General features: G+C 69.7%; 12 protein-coding genes. 4 read left to right on the forward strand and 8 right to left on the reverse strand.

All coding sequences use genetic code 11. The features are described from left to right. Positions 1-157 precede the first annotated feature (157 nt). The 6 genes from AABN02_RS00775 to AABN02_RS00800 form a co-directional block, all read right to left on the reverse strand. Positions 158-1,156, reverse strand: a complete 999-nt coding sequence (locus AABN02_RS00775; protein ID WP_338413017.1) for a transglutaminase family protein — start codon at positions 1,154-1,156, stop codon at positions 158-160. Continuing rightward, on the reverse strand, positions 1,147-3,762 hold the full coding sequence (locus tag AABN02_RS00780; RefSeq protein ID WP_338413018.1) for a circularly permuted type 2 ATP-grasp protein: 2,616 nt from the start codon (positions 3,760-3,762) through the stop codon (positions 1,147-1,149). Before AABN02_RS00780 ends, AABN02_RS00775 begins: the two co-directional genes overlap by 10 nt. A gap of 70 nt (positions 3,763-3,832) precedes the next feature. Next, positions 3,833-7,375, reverse strand: coding sequence for a transglutaminase family protein (locus tag AABN02_RS00785; protein WP_338413019.1), 3,543 nt, complete (start codon positions 7,373-7,375; stop codon positions 3,833-3,835). A 17-nt stretch (positions 7,376-7,392) separates the two neighbouring features. Continuing rightward, positions 7,393-8,349, reverse strand: a complete 957-nt coding sequence (locus AABN02_RS00790) for an alpha-E domain-containing protein (RefSeq protein WP_338413020.1) — start codon at positions 8,347-8,349, stop codon at positions 7,393-7,395. A gap of 5 nt (positions 8,350-8,354) precedes the next feature. Next, positions 8,355-9,788, reverse strand: a complete 1,434-nt coding sequence (locus tag AABN02_RS00795; RefSeq protein ID WP_338413021.1) for a circularly permuted type 2 ATP-grasp protein — start codon at positions 9,786-9,788, stop codon at positions 8,355-8,357. Then, positions 9,785-12,274 carry a DNA internalization-related competence protein ComEC/Rec2 gene (locus AABN02_RS00800; RefSeq protein WP_338413022.1) on the reverse strand — a complete coding sequence of 830 codons (2,490 nt, stop codon included), beginning with the start codon at positions 12,272-12,274 and terminating at the stop codon, positions 9,785-9,787. The genes AABN02_RS00795 and AABN02_RS00800 overlap by 4 nt, the downstream gene beginning before the upstream one ends. A gap of 130 nt (positions 12,275-12,404) precedes the next feature. Here AABN02_RS00800 and AABN02_RS00805 point away from each other — a divergent pair, with 130 nt between their 5' ends. The 4 genes from AABN02_RS00805 (at position 12,405) to AABN02_RS00820 (ending at position 15,889) form a co-directional block, all read left to right on the forward strand. Beyond that, on the forward strand, positions 12,405-12,863 hold the full coding sequence (locus tag AABN02_RS00805) for a RidA family protein (protein WP_338413023.1): 459 nt from the start codon (positions 12,405-12,407) through the stop codon (positions 12,861-12,863). A 5-nt stretch (positions 12,864-12,868) separates the two neighbouring features. Beyond that, entirely contained in the window at positions 12,869-13,387 is a 519-nt protein-coding gene (locus AABN02_RS00810) for a disulfide bond formation protein B (RefSeq protein ID WP_338413024.1), read from the forward strand. Positions 13,388-13,542: 155 nt separating this feature from the next. After that, positions 13,543-15,111: a hypothetical protein gene (locus AABN02_RS00815; protein ID WP_338413025.1), complete on the forward strand. Its 1,569-nt coding sequence runs from the start codon at positions 13,543-13,545 to the stop codon at positions 15,109-15,111. Then, complete coding sequence (locus tag AABN02_RS00820; RefSeq protein ID WP_338413026.1) at positions 15,089-15,889, forward strand: hypothetical protein; 801 nt, start codon at positions 15,089-15,091, stop codon at positions 15,887-15,889. Before AABN02_RS00815 ends, AABN02_RS00820 begins: the two co-directional genes overlap by 23 nt. On the opposite strand, the gene AABN02_RS00825 is transcribed toward AABN02_RS00820, so the two are convergent. Next, entirely contained in the window at positions 15,841-17,268 is a 1,428-nt protein-coding gene (locus tag AABN02_RS00825; RefSeq protein WP_338413027.1) for an ATP-binding protein, read from the reverse strand. The genes AABN02_RS00820 and AABN02_RS00825 overlap by 49 nt on opposite strands. Continuing rightward, entirely contained in the window at positions 17,265-17,975 is a 711-nt protein-coding gene (locus AABN02_RS00830; protein WP_338413028.1) for a winged helix-turn-helix domain-containing protein, read from the reverse strand. Before AABN02_RS00830 ends, AABN02_RS00825 begins: the two co-directional genes overlap by 4 nt. Between the last annotated feature and the right edge of the window lie 400 nt (positions 17,976-18,375).

Here is an 18,375-nt window from a genome sequence, read left to right on the forward strand (position 1 = left end):
TTGTCCTTGATGCGCAGCTTGAGGGTCTTCACGGCTTCCATCCGGCAACTGTATTTCCATACATGTCGGTTGACAAGCCGTCCCGGCTTGAACGCTCGACCCCGGGCTGAACCCCGGGGCTTGTCGCTTCGTCCGGGTCACGCCAAGTCCCACGGCCTTACTCGGTGTCGAACACCGCCTCCAGCGGCGCCACCGTCACCGCCACACGCGGCTCGGCGCGCCCACCACCCCGGATCACGCCCCGCAGTGGTGCAACGTCGGCATAGTCCCGCCCCCAGGCCAGGGTGACGTGGTCGGTCCCTGCCAGCACGGCATTGGTCGGGTCCAGCGCCACCCAGCCGTGCACCGGGCACCAGACCGAGACCCAGGCGTGCGAGGCATCGGCACCGATCAGGCGCGGTTGCCCCGGCGGCGGGTGGGTCAGCAGGTAGCCGCTGACATAGCGCGCGGCCAGTCCGATCGAGCGCATGGCGCCGATCATCACGTGCGCGAAGTCCTGGCAGACGCCCTGGCGCTGCGCCAGCGCTTCCGGGGCGCGCGTGTTGACCGAGGTGGCCAGCGGCTTGTAGGCGAAGTACCGGAAGATCAGGTGCATCATCGACAGCGCCCCCGCCAGCAGCGGCGTGCCGGGCCGGAACACGCGCGTCGCGAACCTTGCCAGCGTGGCCTCGCGCGGTGCGTAGGCCGAGCCGAGGGTGAATTCCACCGCCTCGTCGAAGCCCGCGCCGGGCCGATAGCGCAGGCGCGCGGCCACGGCCTCCCAGGGCGGACTGGCTTCGGGGCGCAGCGTCGGCAGCGGGTCGATCTCGACCACGAAGCTCGACACCACCACCAGCCGGTCATGCACCCGCGAATGCGAGAAGCTCGCCCGGTGGTTGCCCCAGGGGTCGACGCTCTGGTGCACGCCGGGCGACACCGTCACGCGGCAGCCCGACGGGTCGATCGACTCGCCGGCGTCCTGCGGTGCGTCGCCATCGCCCACGTCCGGCTGCGGCGTGACCGACAACTGCCACTCGCACACCCGCTGCAAGGGCGTTGCCCGCGGACGCAGGTGCCCGAGGTGGTGGGCCAGTTCGACCGGGGCGTCGTAGGCGTAGGCGGTTTCGTGGAGAACCCGCAGCGTCACCGCCGGGTTCGGTGCAGGGATCACTGCCATACGGTGCGGTCGGCCGGCCCCACATGCGAGAACAGGTGGCGGCTGATTTCGTTGGACAAACCCAGCACCAACATGCAGCAGGTCTGCAGCGCGTCGAGCAAGGCGGTGTAGCGGCCGTCGGCATCGCGGGTGCTCAGGGCTTCGAGCGACCAGTCTTCCGGGCTGGGCAGCTGGCGCACGATCTGCTCAGCCCAGGCTGGGTCGTGGCGCGAGAGCTTGCGCAGCCGGTCGCGCAGGGTGCGCGCCACCCAGGCCAGCGAGCGCGGGTTGTCGGTGTCGAGGACCACCAGGTGCAACAGCGGCGGCACCTCGCGCCGTGCCTGGAACTGCGCCCGGTAGGTGATGGTGGAGTCGAACAAGCCGAGCAGCAGCGCGAAGCCATCGTCCGTGTCCGCGAGCCCGGCCTTGATCCCGGTGGCCAGTGCGTTCGCCAGCATGTCGAGGCGCTCGATCTGGCGCGCCACGCTGAGCAGGCGCCAGCCATCGTCGCGGCTCATGCGGTCGGTCTGGGCGCCGGTGATGGCCGCCAGATGCAGCGCCGCCTGGTTGAGCACGCCCAGCACGTCGCTCAGCGGCTCATGCCCCTCGCGGGCCTCGATGGAGGTGAGCTGGCGGGTGAAGGTCTCGCTCAGGTGCTTGATGAGGCCCCAGTGCTCGGTGGACAGCCGCTCGCGCAGCGCCTCGGCACAGCCACGCAGCGCCTGGAGATTGAAGGCGACGCTGGCCCCGGCACGCGGGTCACCCATGGCGTGGATCAGGCTGCGCTCGAAGACCCGCGCCGCCTGCCCGGACGGATGCGCCGGCAGCGGCACCGCCGCCGGGATCATGCCGTGCCGCACCAGCAGGGCGTGCATGACCTGCAGCACCCCCGTGCTGCCGGCCGGCAGGGCTTCCAGCGTCAGACGGGCCAGGCGCACGGAGTTCTCGGCCCGCTCGGTATAGCGGCCGAGCCAGAACAGATTCTCCGCGGCACGGCTGGTGATGACACGCCGCCAGTTCGCCAGCTCGGCGGGCTCCAGCGGCCGGGGCAGCAAGGTGGTCGCATCGACCGTGCCGTCGGTGAGCACCCAGGTGTCGGTACTGGCCGAACCAGACTGCATGGACAGGTAGGCATCGGTGCCACCACTGCCGTTCCCGTCCGCATCGCGCCGGTTGGCCACGCGCGTCAACCCGCCCGGCAGGACACACCAGCCCCCTTCGCCATCCGACATCGCGTAGACCCGCACGACCACCGGCCGCGGCTCCAGCCGCCCGGCCCGCCACACCGGCAATTCGGACGGCCGCGCCGGCGCCATGAGCGTGTGCGCGGCCGGATCGGCGTCGATGCGGGCTTCCCACTGGCGCAGCGCCTCGGGGCTCAGTTCGCTCGCCATCACGGGCGCGAAGCTTTTGGTCACCGCGCTCGGCGAGAAGGTCGGCACGATCACGAACTCGCGCAGCTTGCGCCGGTTGGCCGCCCAGACGCTGGCCTCGCCGCACCACCAGCTGGTGTGTGCGGGCAGCAGCAGATCTTCCCCCAGTACCCGCTTGGCCACCTCGGGCCAGAAGGCACTCAGGCCCGGGCTCTCCAACACACCCGAGCCCGGTGCGTTCGCGACGACCACCTCGCCCGCCCGCACCGCCTGCACCAGCCCCGGCACGCCCAGCGCCGAGTCGCCGCGCAGCTCCAGCGGATCGAGCCACTCGTCGTCCACCCGGCGCAGCAGCACGTGCACCCGCTCCAGCCCGTGCAGCGTCTTGAGGTAGACCTTCTGGTGGCGCACCGTCAGGTCCGAGCCTTCGACCAGCGTCACGCCCAGGTAACGCGCCAGGAAAACATGCTCGAAGTAGGTCTCGTTGCGCGGACCCGGCGTGAGCAGGGCCACGCGCGAGCGCTCCCCGCCCGGGCTGACACGCAGCAGGCCGTCCATCAGCGCGCGGAAGGCCGAGGCCACGCGCTGCACCCTCAGTTCGCGGAAGGCCTCGGGGAACTGCTGGCCGATGACGAGGCGGTTCTCCAGCAGATAGCCCAGGCCGGACGGCGCCTGCGAGCGGTGGCCGACCACGCGCCACTGTCCGTCGGGACGGCGCGCCAGATCGAAGGCCGCCATCTGCAGCCAGTGTCCGCCCGCGGGTTTGACGCCATGCATCGGGCGCAGGTATTGCGGATGCGCCAGCACCAGCGACGGCGGCAGGAAGCCGTCGTGCAACAGGTCCTGTTCGCCATAGATGTCCGACAGCACGGCGTCCAGCAGCCGCGCACGTTGTTTCACACCCGCCTCGATCCGGATCCATTCCTGCGGCGTGATCAGCAGCGGCAGCAGCTCCAGCGGCCACGAGCGGGCACTGTCACCCCCTTCGGCGTAGACGTTGTAGGTCGCACCGTCCTCGCGCACGCGGCGCTGCACGCGCGCGAGGCGCGCAGCGAGGTCCAGCCAGCCGGCCGTTCCGTTGGCCTTGAAAAAGCGCTCCCACACCGGCGCCAGGTCGAGCGGACCTGCGTCGCCCGGCGCACCCGTCAGCAATCCGCGAAGTTCATCACGGTGCCCAGGCGTACCATGCAAGGCGGACAAGGCCGCCAATACAGCGGCCTCGGGCGCCTCGTCGGGGAGAAGACTCGATTGCATCGGCGCATCATGCGCCGATGCCGGCTTTTCTGACATGAGGGACAGCCACAGTGGCGGACCCTGACCCGGATCAGCTCCGGCGCAGGTCCAGCGTGAAGGGGAACTCCAGACTGCGCTGCGCCACACCCGGCACGACCTTGCCCGGTGTATGGCCCATCGCGAAGAACCGCGCCAGACGGCGGCTCTCGGCCTCGAACGAGTTGACCGGGAAGGTGTCGTGGTTGCGACCACCCGGATGCGCCACGTGGTACTGGCAGCCGCCCAGCGAGCGGTTGTTCCAGGTGTCGACCAGATCGAAGGTCAGCGGTGCGTGGACGCCGATGGTCGGGTGCAGCGCGGCCGGCGGCTGCCAGGCGCGGTAGCGCACCCCCGCCACGTACTCGCCCACCCGCCCCGTCGGTTGCAGCGCCAGCGGCTCGCCGTTGACGGTGACGACATGGCGCGGATCGACCAGCCCGGTGACCAGCACCTCGATGCGCTCCAGCGAGGAATCGACGTAGCGCACCGTGCCACCGATCGCGCCCTCCTCGCCCATCACATGCCACGGCTCCAGCGCGTTGCGCAGCGTCAGGTGCACGCCACGCGCCGACATCTCGCCCACCTTCGGGAAACGGAACTCGAAGTGCGGCGCGAACCAGGCCGAATCGAAGGCATAGCCGTCCTGCTGCAGGTCGGCCATCACGTCGTCGAGGTCCATCCGGACGAAGGTCGGCAGCAGGAAGCGGTCGTGCAGCTCGGTGCCCCAGCGCACCAGCGGCGCGCGGTAGGGCTCCTTCCAGAAACGTGCGATCAGCGTGCGCAGCAGCAACTGCTGCACGATCGACATGCGCGCATGCGGCGGCATCTCGAAGGCGCGCAGCTCCAGCAGACCCAGCCGCCCCGTGGACGAGTCCGGCGAGTAGAGCTTGTCGATGCAGAACTCGCTGCGGTGCGTGTTGCCGGTGACGTCGATCAGCACATTGCGCAGCGTGCGGTCGACCAGCCACGGCGGCATGTCGGTGCCATAGATGGCCTTGTTGCGCTCGATCTCGGCCAGCGCGATTTCCAGCTCGTAGATCTGGTCGTTGCGGGCTTCGTCGACGCGCGGCGCCTGGCTGGTCGGGCCGATGAACATGCCCGAGAACAGGTAGCTCAAGGACGGGTGGTTGTGCCAGTAGGTCAGCAGCGAGGCCAGCAGGTCCGGCCGGCGCAGGAACGGGGAATCCGCCGGGGTCGCGCCGCCCATGACCATGTGGTTGCCGCCGCCGGTGCCGGTGTGGCGGCCGTCGAGCATGAACTTCTCGGTCGACAGGCGGGTCTTCCAGGCCGCGTCGTAGAGGAACTCGGTCTGCGACACCAGATCGCGCCAGCTGTGCGCGGGGTGGATGTTGACTTCGATGACACCCGGGTCCGGCGTGACCTGCAATACCGTCAGGCGCGGGTCGCGCGGCGGCGGATAGCCTTCGAGGACGATCTGCACGCCCAGGTCTTGGGCAGTTGCCTCGACGGCGGCGAGCAGATCGAGGTAATCCGCCAGATGCGCCAGCGGCGGCATGAAGACGTAGAGCACGCCCGTGGCCGTGCCGACACCTTCGGCCTTGGGGCCATTGGCGCGGCGCGGGTCACGCGCCTCGACGCACAGCGCGGTGCGGGTGATCCAGTGCGCCGACTCGAAGCGCTGCGGATGGCGTGCAAGCTCCTCGGCACTCAGCGCCGACAGGGCAGACAGCGGCGCCGCACGCGGCACAGCACCGGGACCTTGGCCTTGTCCGGCTTCGGCCGTCGAACCAGCAGCAGACACGTTGGCACCGAAGACATCGCCGAACGCGTAGTCACCTTCGGCCGGGCCACCGCGCTGCAGTGCCACCGTGCCGCCTTCGGCAAAACCGCCGCCGATGACGTGCGCGGCGTACTGGCTGCGCACCTGGGATGCGGCAGGCAGCGCGTCGCGCTGGGCGTACGGATCGTGGTCGATCTGGTACGGGTAGTCCTTCTTCGCGACCCAGGGCAGCGAATCCAGCGGCAACCGGTAGCCCATCGGCGAGTCGCCGGGGATCAGGTACATGCGCTCGTCGCGGAAGAACCACGGGCCGGTGACCCAGCGTGGACCAGCCAGACCGGGCGCTGCTTCCGGCTTGAGCGGCAGCACGTAGCCGATCGGATCGTCCAGCCCTTGGGCGAACACGCGGCGCAGGCGCACCCGCTCCAGCTCATCCTCCAGCCGGCTGTCGAAGGGATCGACGTTGACTGGCAGGCGGCGTTCGCGCCACAGGTAGTACCAAGTGTCTTCAAAGCCGGTCTGCACGAACGCGTCGGTCATGCCCAGCTTGGCGCTGAGCAGGCGGATGAAGCGCTGCGCATCGTCGGCGGTGTACTGGTGCGGATCGCGCTCGTCAGCGAACAGCTCGGGGTTGTGCCAGCAGGGCTGACCGTCCTTGCGCCAGTAGATCGACAGCGCCCAGCGCGGCAGCTGCTCGCCCGGGTACCACTTGCCCTGACCGAAGTGCAGGAAACCGCCCTGCCCGTACTCGTCGCGCAGGCGGCGCACCAGTTCCTGCGCATAGAGGCGCTTGGTGGGGCCGAGCGCGTCGGTGTTCCATTCGGCGCCGTCCCGGTCGTCCACCGACACAAAGGTCGGCTCGCCGCCCATCGTCAGGCGCACGTCGCCCGCGACCAGCTCGGCATCCACCGCCTCGCCCAGCGCCAGCATCTCGCCCCACTGGTCTTCGGTGTAGGGCTTGGTGACCCGCGGCGATTCCCAGACGCGCGTGACACGCATCTCGTGGCTGAATTCGACTTCGCACTTGTCGACGGCACCGCTGATCGGCGCCGCGCTCGACGGCTGCGGCGTGCAAGCCAGCGGGATGTGGCCTTCGCCAGCCATCAGCCCCGACGTGGGGTCCAGACCGATCCAGCCGCCGCCGGGCAGATAGACCTCGCACCAGGCGTGCAGATCGGTGAAATCGACCTCGGTGCCGCTCGGGCCGTCCAGCGCCTTCACGTCCGACTTCAACTGGATCAGGTAGCCCGAGACAAACCGCGCCGCCAACCCCAGGTGGCGCAGCGTCTCCACCATCAGCCAGCCCGAGTCACGACACGAACCCGACTTCAGCGTCAGCGTCTCTTCTGGTGTCTGCACGCCCGGCTCCAGACGGATGCCGTACTGGATGTCGCTCTGCAGGCGCTGGTTGAGGCCGACCAGGAAGTCGATCGTGCGCACTTCCTTGCGGTCGATCGAATCCACGAACGCCTGCAGTGCTGGCGTGGTGGGCTCCGGCACCAGATACGGCGCCAGTTCCTGCTTCAGCCCGTCCTCGTAGACGAAGGGGTAGTTCTCGGCGCTCGGCTCCAGGAAGAAGTCGAAAGGGTTGTAAACCGACATCTCGGCCACCAGATCGACGGTGACCTTGAAGTGGCGCGTCGGCTCCGGGAAGACGAGGCGGCCGAGGTAGTTCGAGAACGGGTCCTGCTGCCAGTTGATGAAGTGGGTCTCGGGCTCGACCCGCAGCGAGTACGACAGGATCGGCGTGCGGCAGTGCGGCGCCGGTCGCAGGCGCACGATCTGTGGCGCCATGTTGACCAGGCGGTCGTAGGTGTAGTGGGTGACGTGACTGAGCGCGACGTGGATGGACACGGGTGGGTGCTTTCTTTTCAGTGAACGGCCACGAGGAAATCGCGGCTGATGCCGGCCCCGAGGTCGCCGACGCGGTCGAGGAACTGCGTCAGGTAGGCGTGCAGGCCGGTCGACAGGATCTCGTCGATGCGGCCGAATTCCAGATCCGCGTGCAGCCGCCCCGCGCGGCGCAGCGTTTCGGACGAAGCGTCAGGCGCCACCAGCTTCAGGTTGACGACCACTTCCTGCGTGCAGGCCGCCAGCGAGCGCGGCATGTCCTGGCGCAAGATCAGCAGCTCGGCCACCTTCTCCGGCTGGATCACGTTGCGGTAGACCTTGCGGTAGACCTCGAAGCCGGAGACGGAGCGCAGGATCGCCGACCAATGGTAGAAGTCATATTCCTGGTCGCGGGCATCGGCGGCGCCGTAGAAGTCGCTCTCGACCGCATGGAACTTCACGTCCAGCAGGCGGGCGGTGTTGTCGGCGCGCTCCAGGAAGGTGCCGATGCGCACGAAATGCAGCGACTCGTCCTGCAGCATGGTGCCGACCTGCACGCCGCGCGAGAGGTGCGAGCGGAACTTGACCCACTCGAACAGGCCGCTCGGGTCGCGCTCGAAGGTGTTCTCGCGCAGCAGGCGGTTGAATTCGAGCCAGGTCTGGTTGGTGGTTTCCCAGACTTCGGTGGTCAGCGCGCCGCGCACGGCACGGGCGTTCTCGCGCGCCGCCCGCAGGCAGGACAAGATGGACGACGGGTTGCGCTCGTCGTGGACCATGTAGTCCATGACGCTCTTGGCGGTGACCTCGCCGTAGCGGCGCGCGAAGTCGCCGCTCAGCTCGGAGATGCTCAGCAGGCCGCGCCAGCCCAGCTCCGAGACCGCCGTGGACTGCGGCAGCAGCGCGGTCTGGTAGTTGACGTCCAGCATCCGGGCGGTGTTTTCGGCGCGCTCCATGTAGCGCGACATCCAGAACAGGTGATCAGCAGTTCTTGACAGCATTTGGTTCAGTCCTCCAGCACCCAGGTGTCCTTGGTGCCCCCGCCCTGCGAGGAATTGACAACGAGAGAGCCTTCCTTGAGTGCCACCCGCGTCAGGCCGCCCGGCACCATCTGCACGGTCTTGCCCGACAGCACGAAGGGTCGCAGGTCAATGTGACGCGGCGCCACACCCGATTCGACAAACGTCGGGCAGGTGGACAGGCTCAGGGTCGGCTGTGCGATGTAGTTGCTCGGGTTGGCGACGAGCTGCTCGCGGAACGCGGCGATCTCGGCCTTGGTGGAGGCCGGCCCGACCAGCATCCCGTAGCCACCCGCGCCGTGCACTTCCTTGACCACCAGCTCGTCCAGGTGGTCGAGCACGTACTGGTAGTCGTCCGCCTCGCGGCAGAGGTAGGTCGGCACGTTGTTGAGGATCGGCTTCTCGCCCAGGTAGAACTCGATCATCTTGGGCACGTAGGCGTAGATCGACTTGTCGTCGGCGACACCGGTGCCGACCGCGTTCGACAGCGTCACGTTGCCGGCACGGTAGACCGACAGCAGCCCCGGGCAGCCCAGCGTGGTGTCCGGGCGGAACACCAGCGGATCGAGGAAATCGTCGTCCAGGCGGCGGTAGATCACGTCCACCCGCTTCGGGCCGCGCGTGGTGCGCATGAAGACGAAGTTGTCCTTGACGAACAGGTCCTGGCCCTCGACCAGCTCGACACCCATCTGCTGCGCCAGGAAGGCGTGCTCGAAGTAGGCCGAGTTGTACATGCCGGGCGTCAGCACCACGACCGTCGGGTCGTTGACGCCGTTTGGAGCCACTTCGCGCAGCGTTTCCAGCAGCAGGTCCGGGTAGTGGGCGACCGGGGCGATGCGGTGGCTGGCGAACAGGTCCGGGAAGAGCCGCATCATCATCTTGCGGTTCTCGAGCATGTAGCTCACGCCGCTGGGCACGCGCAGGTTGTCCTCCAGCACGTAGTAGTTGCCGCTGCCGTCCGGGTTCGCCGCACGCACGATGTCGATGCCGGAGATGTGCGAGTACACGCCACCGGGCACGTCCACGCCGATCATCTCGGGGCGGAACTGTGCGTTGGACAGGATCTGGTCGGCCGGCACGATGCCCGCCTTGACGATCTCCTGGCCGTGGTAGACGTCGTGGATGAAGCGGTTGAGCGCGGTGACCCGCTGCGTCAGCCCCTTCTCCATCTCGCGCCATTCATGGGCAGGAATGACCCGGGGGATGAGGTCGAACGGGATGAGCCGCTCGGTGCCTTCGCCGGAATCCTTGTCGCCATAGACGGCGAACGTGATCCCGACCCGCCGGAAGATCATTTCGGCCTCTTCGCGCCGGGCATGCATCACCTCGCGCGGCTGCTGCGACAGCCAGCGCTCATAGGTCCGATAGTGTTCCCGCACCGAGGTGCCGGTGGCATTCATTTCGTCGAACATCGGTCTCATGGGGGTGGTGGTTGATCGTTGAGAACTGACTTAGCAATATCAGGGCCATCGGCGGCAAATGGCACAGGTTCGATCAACTGCCAGTAGCGCACGCGCAAATTTCGTGCGCACCAATGTGCTCCGTCTGCACTCTGCCAGTGCCATGCACCACATTGGGGCGTCTTGACCACCGAAATGCCCTGTTCCGCATAGCGTTCCATCACGGGAGGCGCCGGATGCCCATAGCGGTTGTGCCGCCCAGCCTGCACGATAGCCCACGTCGCCTGCACCGATTTGACAAAATGCAAGTCCGAGGAAGTTCGGCTGCCATGGTGCGGGACCAGCAGCACCTCGGCCTTCAGCCGCTCCGGCTGGCGGATCACGAGGCGCAACTCCTGGTCGATGCCGATGTCGCCCGTGAGCAGTGCCGCCCGTCCGCCACGCGACGCCACCCGCAACACGCAGGACACCGCGTTGGGGCGCAGCACGGCGATGCCCGGCCGGTCGTGGTCGGCCGCCTCGGGATGCAGCACCTCGAAGCGGACGCCGTCCCACTCCCAGCGTGTGCCGGCGGTGCAGCGCTGGTGCGGCGCCCGCGCACGCAGCGGGTGGCCCGGCTCCAGCGAACTCTGCAGCAGCGCGACCGGCAGGGCCTGCAGCACCGCGTCCGCGCCGCCGCTGTGGTCCGTGTCGCGGTGGGTGATGACCAGCTGGTCGAGCGCACGCACACCCAGCGCCCGCAGCAGCGGCACCAGCACCCGCTCACCGGCATTGCCCGACTCCCCGTGGCGCCCGTAGGCCGGGCCGGTGTCGTAGAGCAGGCTGTGGCGGGCCGTCCGCACCAGCACGGCGTTGCCCTGGCCGATGTCGGCAGCGAGCAGCTCGAACTCTCCGTCGGGCGGCAGCGGCAGGGCGGGCCACAGCATCGGTAGCAGCAGTGGCAGACCCACCAACCGCAACGCCACCGGCAGCGGCGCCACCAGCAAGGCCGCCGCCGCGATGCCCAGCGCCTGGGCCCACACCGGCGCGGCCGGCAGGTGCACACTCGCCCAGGGCCACGCGGCAAGGGCCTGCAGCACGCGCATCAGCACCTCGACCACCGGCAGCGCCCAGGCCCACAGCGGCGGCAGCAGCAACCCGAGCAGCGCCAGCGGCGTGACCACCAGCGTCACCAGCGGAATCGCCACCGCATTGGCCAGCAGCGAGACCAGCGAGATCTGCTGGAAAAACAGCAGCGTCCACGGTGCCAGACCCAGGGTGACGACCCACTGTGTGCGCCAGAGGCTGCGCAGTTCCGTCTGCGCCCGCCCGCGCCAGCCCTTCCCCACCTCGACCGCCGAGGGTGCTCCGCCCAGCATCAGCAGCCCCACCGCGACAAAGGACAACCAGAACCCCGCCTGCAGCAGCGCCCACGGGTCCCAGACCACCACCCCCAACGCCGCGGCCAGCAGGATGCGCCCGCCCGACCAGCGCCGCGCCCCGCTGCGCAGCAGCACGACGATCGCCAGCATCAGCACCGTGCGCTGCGCCGGCACGCCCCACCCCGCCAGCAGCGCATAGGCCACCGCCACCGCCAGACCGCCCCAGCGCACGACGACCGGTGCCGGCCAGACCAGCAGCCACGCACTGCGCAGGCGCCAGATCCGCCCGAGGACCACGCCGCCCAGCCAGCCCAGCAGCGTGACGTGCAGGCCGCTGATCGAGACCAGGTGAGAAATGCCGGTCGCGCGGAACACGGCCCAGTCTTCGCGTTCGATCGCGGCCTGGTCCCCCACCGCAAGTGCCGCCAGCAGGCCGGCCGCGGGCGTGTCACCGAGTCGGCCGCGCAGGCGGTCGCGCAGGTCCTGGCGCAGCCGGTCCACCCGCTCGCCACCCGTCTCCCCGAGCATCGCCGGCCCGCTGCCCGCGCGACCCTGCACCGTGCCGACCGCGCCGATCCCGCGCTCGAACCAGCCCAGCGCCGCATCAAAGCCGTGCGGGTTGACCGGCCCGTCCGGCAGCCGCAGGCGCACGGGCAGGCTCCAGCGCTGGCCGGCGCGGGGCATGGTCGCCGCCGTGAAGCCGGGGCCGTCGTCCGACGGATACCAGGACAGACTCAGGCGGGTGGGAACCCCTGCGGGTGACGGTGGCTCCGTGCGCTCCACGGCCAGCTCGAATCGGACCCCCTCGGGCCGCCACACGGGCAAGCCCGACACCACGCCGGTGAGGCGGATCGACTGCATTTCAAGGGCAGGATCCAGCCGGTCCGCCAGGCGCTGCTGGGCGCGCCAGTCGGTCACCGCCCAGGACAGCATGCCGGCCGCGAGCAGGCAGAGCACCCCGCTCCACCACGGCGACCGGACCGCCGCGCCCCGCCAGCCGCACAGCGCGGCGAGTGCTCCCGCCAGCAGCCAGAGCCGCGCATCGGCAACGGTGGCCTGCTGCAGTTGCAGGGCGCTGCCACACAGCCAGCCGACGGCCGCCCACCAGCCACCGCGCCCGGCGCACAGGTCCAGCCGCACCTTCACCGACGCTCCCTGCCCGCCTGCCCCATCCCCCGCCCCTGGTTTTTTTTGACGACAGCCAGTGTAGGATCGTGCGGACACTCGGCGATGGCACATCGCGATTTTTTCACTTGAAGCTTCTCCGGAACCACCCATGAGCCTCCACCAACGCCTCCAGGACCTGGGCATCACGCTGCCGCCCGTGGCCATCCCCGCCGCCGCCTACGTGCCCTTCGTGCGCACCGGCAACCTCGTCTTCCTGTCCGGCCACATCGCCAAGCGCGACGGCCAGCCCTGGGTCGGCCAGCTCGGCAAGACCATGGGCACCGAGGAAGGTCAGCAGGCGGCCCGCGCCATCGCCATCGACCTGCTCGGCACGCTGCAGGCGGCCGTCGGCGACCTGGAGCGCGTGCGGCGCATCGTCAAGGTGATGAGCCTGGTCAACAGCACCGGCGACTACACCGAGCAGCACCTGGTCACCAACGGCGCCTCGCAGCTCTTCGCCCAGGTCTTCGGCGACCAGATCGGCGCCCATGCCCGCAGCGCCTTCGGCGTGGCCCAGATCCCGCTGGGCGCCTGCGTCGAGATCGAGCTGATCGCCGAAGTCGAATGAACGCCATGGACCTGCTGAAGCGCCATGCGCGCGTGGTGCTCGTGCTGATCGCCCTGGCCTGTCTGGCCAGCGTGGGCGGGGCCGTCTTCGCGCAGCACCGCTTCGGCATGGAGCCCTGCCCGTGGTGCATCCTGCAGCGCATCCTCTTCCTGGCGATCGCCGTCGTGGCGCTGCTCGCCGCATCCATGCCGGGCGGGGGACTCGGGCGGTTGTCGTCGGTGCTGTCTTCCCTGCTGGTGGCGGGGCTGGGCGTGGCCGGCGGCGCGGCGGCGCTCTACCAGAACCTGGTGGCCGCCAAGCTGCCGTCGTGCGACATGACGCTCGCCGACCGCATCATTTCCGGTCTCGGGCTGGATGCGTGGCAGCCGGAAGTGTTCGAAGTGCGCTCGTCCTGCGCCGACGCGGCGGTGTCCCTGCTGGGGGTGCCATTCGAGCTGTGGAGCTTCGGACTGTTCGCGCTGATCGTGTTGATCGCGCTGGGTCTGGTGCGGGCAGCCTTCATGCCCGAACCAGACTACATGTGAAATACTTGGCGAAATTCTCCGCATATTTCGCCATTCATGCCCATTTTCCCTTCGCAGCCGCCCTTCTGCCCCGCACTTGACGGGGCCTGTCTTCGGGGGCTGCAGCCCACAGGCGTGGGGCGGTCGCGCTGGGCGGCCTGGGGCCTAATGGCGGCATGAGCGAGCAGGAGCAGTCCAGGATGCTGGCGCAGGAGCAGGCCGAGCGGGTCGTCCAGCGCCTGATGCGGCGGTACAGCGCCGACACACACCGCCCCGTGCCCCCGTCCGCGCAGGACAGCGCGTTCCGCGACTGGCTGGGCCTGGCCAGCGGCATGCCGCCGGCCGAACTGACACGGGCCAGCGTCGAGCAGGCCGATACCCGCCTGATCCCCCTCGACGTCAGCCGACAGAGGTTGTGCGTGGCATTGCGCGCCGCCGACGGCGCGATCGCGCTGGTGCTGGCCGACCCCTTCGACCGCGACCACCGCCTGTGGCTGGAGGCACGTCTGCGCGACGCCGGCCACCCGCGCACGCGCTGGTACGTCACCCCGGTGCAGGCGCTGCTCGGCTTCGTCGACCGCATCGAGCAGACCCGGCAGGCCGACGAAGCGCTGCACACCGGCGTGCGCCGACCGGGCCGCGACCTGCCGGCCGAGACCGACGCGCTGCGCCACATCAACGAGGTCCTGCGGCAGGCGCTGGGCGCCCATGCGACCCACCTGCACTGGCTGCAGGCCGAGCCAGGCCCGGACGATCCAGCCCCCGGCGTCTGGCAGATGCGTGTCGAGGGCATCCTGCGCCGCACGGCCGCACCAGACAGCCAGGCCCCCTCCTTCGACGCGGTCTTCGAGGCCCTGCAGGCCGCCGCGACCCGCGACGGCCACCTGCCGGTCATGCATGCCGGGCGCCAGTGGACCGCCCACATCACGGTGCTGCAGCGCAGCGCGCCCGATGGCCGTGTGCAGCGCGCGGCCGTGCTCCGCCTTCCGACGGTGACCAGGCCGCACCGCCCGCCGGGACTGGATGAACTCGGCCACGATGCCGGCACGCTGGAGCGGCTGCGGCACGCGCTGCAACTCGCCCACGGCCTGTGGCTGGTGGTGTCGCCACCGGGTGCCGGCAAGTCCGAAACCCTGCAGGCACTGGGACGGGAGCTGGGGGCTGGCGGCCAGCGCATCCTGCTGCTGGAGCGACCGACGCTGTCCGACCTTGCTGGCGCGCTGGAACAGGATCCGGACCACCTGCTGATCGACGAACTCGACACGCCGGAGGTGGCCGCGCGCCTGAGCGACGAGGCCCTGAGCGGGCGTCCCGTCGTGCTGAGCGTGGCGGCAACGGACCCCTGGTCGGCGCTGCTGCGGCTGGAGCGGCTGGGCCTGTCCGCGCCGGTACTGGCCCTCACGCTCAAGGGCGCGCTGGTGCAGAGCCTGCTGCGGCTGAACTGCCCCTCGTGCAGCCGGCCGCTGGCCCCGGCCCGGCCCGGTCAACCCGCTTCAGTGCGGGGCGCGGGCTGTCCGGACTGCGACCACACCGGTCAGGTGGGGCGTCAGGTGATCAGCCGCTGGCTGGCATGGACCCCACCGCTGGCCGAGCTGTTGACCACCACCCCAGTGCCCCACCGGGCGCTGCAGGCCGCCGCCAGCCGGGAGGGTTACACCGGCCTGCAGGATGCCGCGCTCGAATGGGTCACGGCCGGGCTGGTCTCGCTGGAGGAAGCCCGACGTGTCGCTGCGCTGGCGCTCTGAGCTGCTGCTGGAGCTGCGCATGCGGGGCTGCCAGGCCCAGCTGCTCGGCCCGGGCTGGACGCAGCAGAGCCAGGCCTCCGCCAGCGCGGGCGGCAGCGGCGGCAGTGCGCTGTCGGCGGCGCTGGCCGCGCTCCGGCTGGCCGATGTCGACACGTTGCCGTCGATCGCCCACCTGCGGGTCGCCGACGAATACGTGCTGCACCGGCTGATCGAAGGCGAGGGCCCGCGGTCGGCGGTGCTGGAACAGGCGCGGGCGCACTTCGACCAGGCGCTCGGCCCGGGCGAGCGCCACGTGATGCTGCTGCCGCTCGGCCGGCGGCGCCACCGCTGGCTGGCGAGTGCCGTCAACACCAGCGACCTGGCCGCCTGGACCGAAGCGCTGCAGCAGGCCGGCGTGCACCTGGAAGACATGCAGCCGATGCTGTTCGACGAATGGCAGCGCCTGCGCGGCCAGATCCGCGACGAGGATGCCGTGCTGGCGCTGCTGCGCGAGGAAGGGGCCACCCTGATCCGGCTGATCGATGGCCTGCCGGTGGACCTGCTGTGGGAGCGTTTCGATCCGGGCGACGCCGCCACGCTGGACCGCCGCCTGCGCGCCTTCGCACGGACGCCGCAAGGCCGCAGCCTGCGTCCGGCCTGGGCGCAGACCGACCATTCCGGCACCCCCGCCCCGGCGGCCGAAGCCACCCAGGTGATCTACCTGCTGCCCGAAAGCCGGACGCTGTGCCGCTACGTCTGGGACAGGGACTCGGCGCGCGCGGGGCCGTTCGAAGCCTGAGTCGGATGGGCTGGATCGGACTCGCCGCCCGCCAGCGCCATGCCCACCTGCACCCGCAGGCCGCCCAGATCCGGCGAGCGGTCGACCTCCACCTCGAGCTGCAGCGCCACCGCGATGCGGCGCACGATCGACCAGCCCAGGCCACTGCCCGGCCGCTCGTTGCCGAGGGCGCGGAAGAAACGCTCGCCCAGCCGCGCCAGATGCTCCGGCGGCAGGCCCGGGCCGCTGTCCTCGACCACCAGCATCACCCAGTCCGGCATCACCGGCACCACCGACACCCGCACCGTCGCGCCGCGCGGGCTGTAGCGCAGGGCGTTGTCGATCAGGTTGCGCAGCAGCACCGCCAGCAGCGTGGGCTCGGCGCGCACCCGCAGCCAGCCCTCTTCTTCCGGCGCTTCCAGCTGCAACTCCTGTCCCTCGTCGAAGGCCGCCGAGGCGATCTCGACCACCTCGTCGCGCGCCAGCACCACCAGATCGACATGGTTCAGCCGGGCCTGGGGTTCGGCCTCCAGCCGGGCCAGCGTCAGCAGCTGCTGCACGAGCCGGGTGGCGCGGTCGCAGCCGACCAGCGTGGCCTGCAGCGCGTGGCGCCGCGCGGCCGGGTCGTGCACGGCGAGTGCGGCCTGGGCCTGGGCGCGGATGCCGGCGATCGGCGTGCGCAGCTCGTGCGCGGCATCGGCGGTGAAGCGCCGCTCGGACGCCAGCAGCGCGGTCGTCCGCTCGAACAGTTCGTTGAGCGCACTCACCAGCGGCAGCAACTCGGTCGGCGCGTCGTGTATCCGGATGGGATCGAGCGCGGCCGGATCCCGGCTGGCGAGTTCCTTGCCCAGCCGGTCCAGCGGCACCAGGCCCAGCCGCACGGCCCACCACACGCTCAGCCCGAGCAGCGGCAGCGCCACCAGCAGCGGCAGCAGCGAACTGCGCAGCACCGCCTGGAGAATCTCGGCGCGCGAATAGCTCAGCTCGCCCACCAGCACGATGACGTCGGACTTGGCCGGACGCGCCGCGAAGACGCGCCAGTCCCGCCCCGCCAGCCGCGTGGCGTGGAATCCGGGTTGCAGCGGCGCCAGCGGCTCGGCCGGCGCGTTCCAGGAATGCAGGTCGAGCTGACCCGCGCGCCAGACCTGGAACGCGACCCGCGGCGAATACCGGTGCAGGTTGTTGGCCGGCGGCAGCAGCACTTCCCCGCCGTCCTGCAACTGCAAGGCCACCAGCAACGCAGCGGACTGCGCCAGATGGCCATCGAGCAGATCGTCCAGTTCACGGCGTGTGTCCGCCCACGCCAGCACCGCGGCCAGCAGCCACAGCAGCGAGACCCCCGCCAGCACCCGCCGCAGCAGCCGCGTACGCAGCGAACTGCTGGCGACCTGGGTGGTCACAGCGGTGCGAGACTGCTGTCGGGACCGGCGTCGGTGGCCGCCGGGCTGGACTGGGCGGCAAAGGCGTATCCGACCCCGCGCACCGTGCGGATGCGGTGCGAGCCGAGCTTGCGCCGCAGGTGGTGGACGTGCACCTCGATGGTGTTGCTGCCGACCTCCTCGCCCCAGCCGTAGAGGTGGTTCTCGAGCTGTTCGCGGGTCAGCACCCGGCCCGGACGCAGCATCAGCACGTGCAGCAGACTGAACTCGCGGCTGGAGAGCTTGACGATCTCGCCGTCGGCCCAGACCTCGCGCGAGGCCGGCTGCAGATCGACGCCGTTGCAGCTCAGGCGGTCCTGCGCCTGGCCGTGGGAGCGGCGCACCAGCGCCCGCAGGCGGGCGGCCAGTTCATGGAGATCGACGGGTTTGACCACGTAGTCGTCGGCGCCCAGGTCGAGCGCCTGAATGCGCTGCGGCACGGCATCACGGGCCGTCAGCACCAGCACGGGTGTCGCCACACCGCGGGACCGCAGGTTGTGGAGCACATCCATGCCATCGACCCGGGGCAAGCCCAGGTCGAGGATCGCCGCGGTGTAGGTCTGGTTCAGCAGCTCGCGCTCGGCGGCCACACCGTCCCGGACCCAGTCCACCTGAAACCCCAGGGCCTTGAGCCCTGCGCGCAGACCATCGCCCAGCAAGGGGTCGTCTTCTGCCAGCAGCAATCGCATGATTTGAAAATATCCCTCAGTGAATGCCCGATGCTAACGGCTGGGGATGAAGGCCGCCTTAGACTGAAACAATTCCTGAATCGAAAAAAAAGAAGGCCCGACCAAAAAAGGGCCGGGCCTGAAAGCCCGCGCCACCGAAGTGGCACGGTGCGGGGGAACTGGTATCGGATCAAGGACCGACCGAGCGCGCTGGAACTGTAGAGAGAGGGACACCATATTTCCCGAACAGTTCCCGCCGGACCCGGCGTCTGAAGTATTTAGCTCACGACAGTTACGATTTAAACACAATCGCTGTCATGAATCCGACGGAAGGCTACACAGCCAACCTTAACGGAGATTAACCGAAACCAGCTTTTTTCAATTACGGCGCCGGAGATACCAAATTCAAGCTAATTCGACA

This window comes from uncultured Sphaerotilus sp. (assembly GCF_963924895.1).
GTDB lineage: Bacteria > Pseudomonadota > Gammaproteobacteria > Burkholderiales > Burkholderiaceae_C > Sphaerotilus.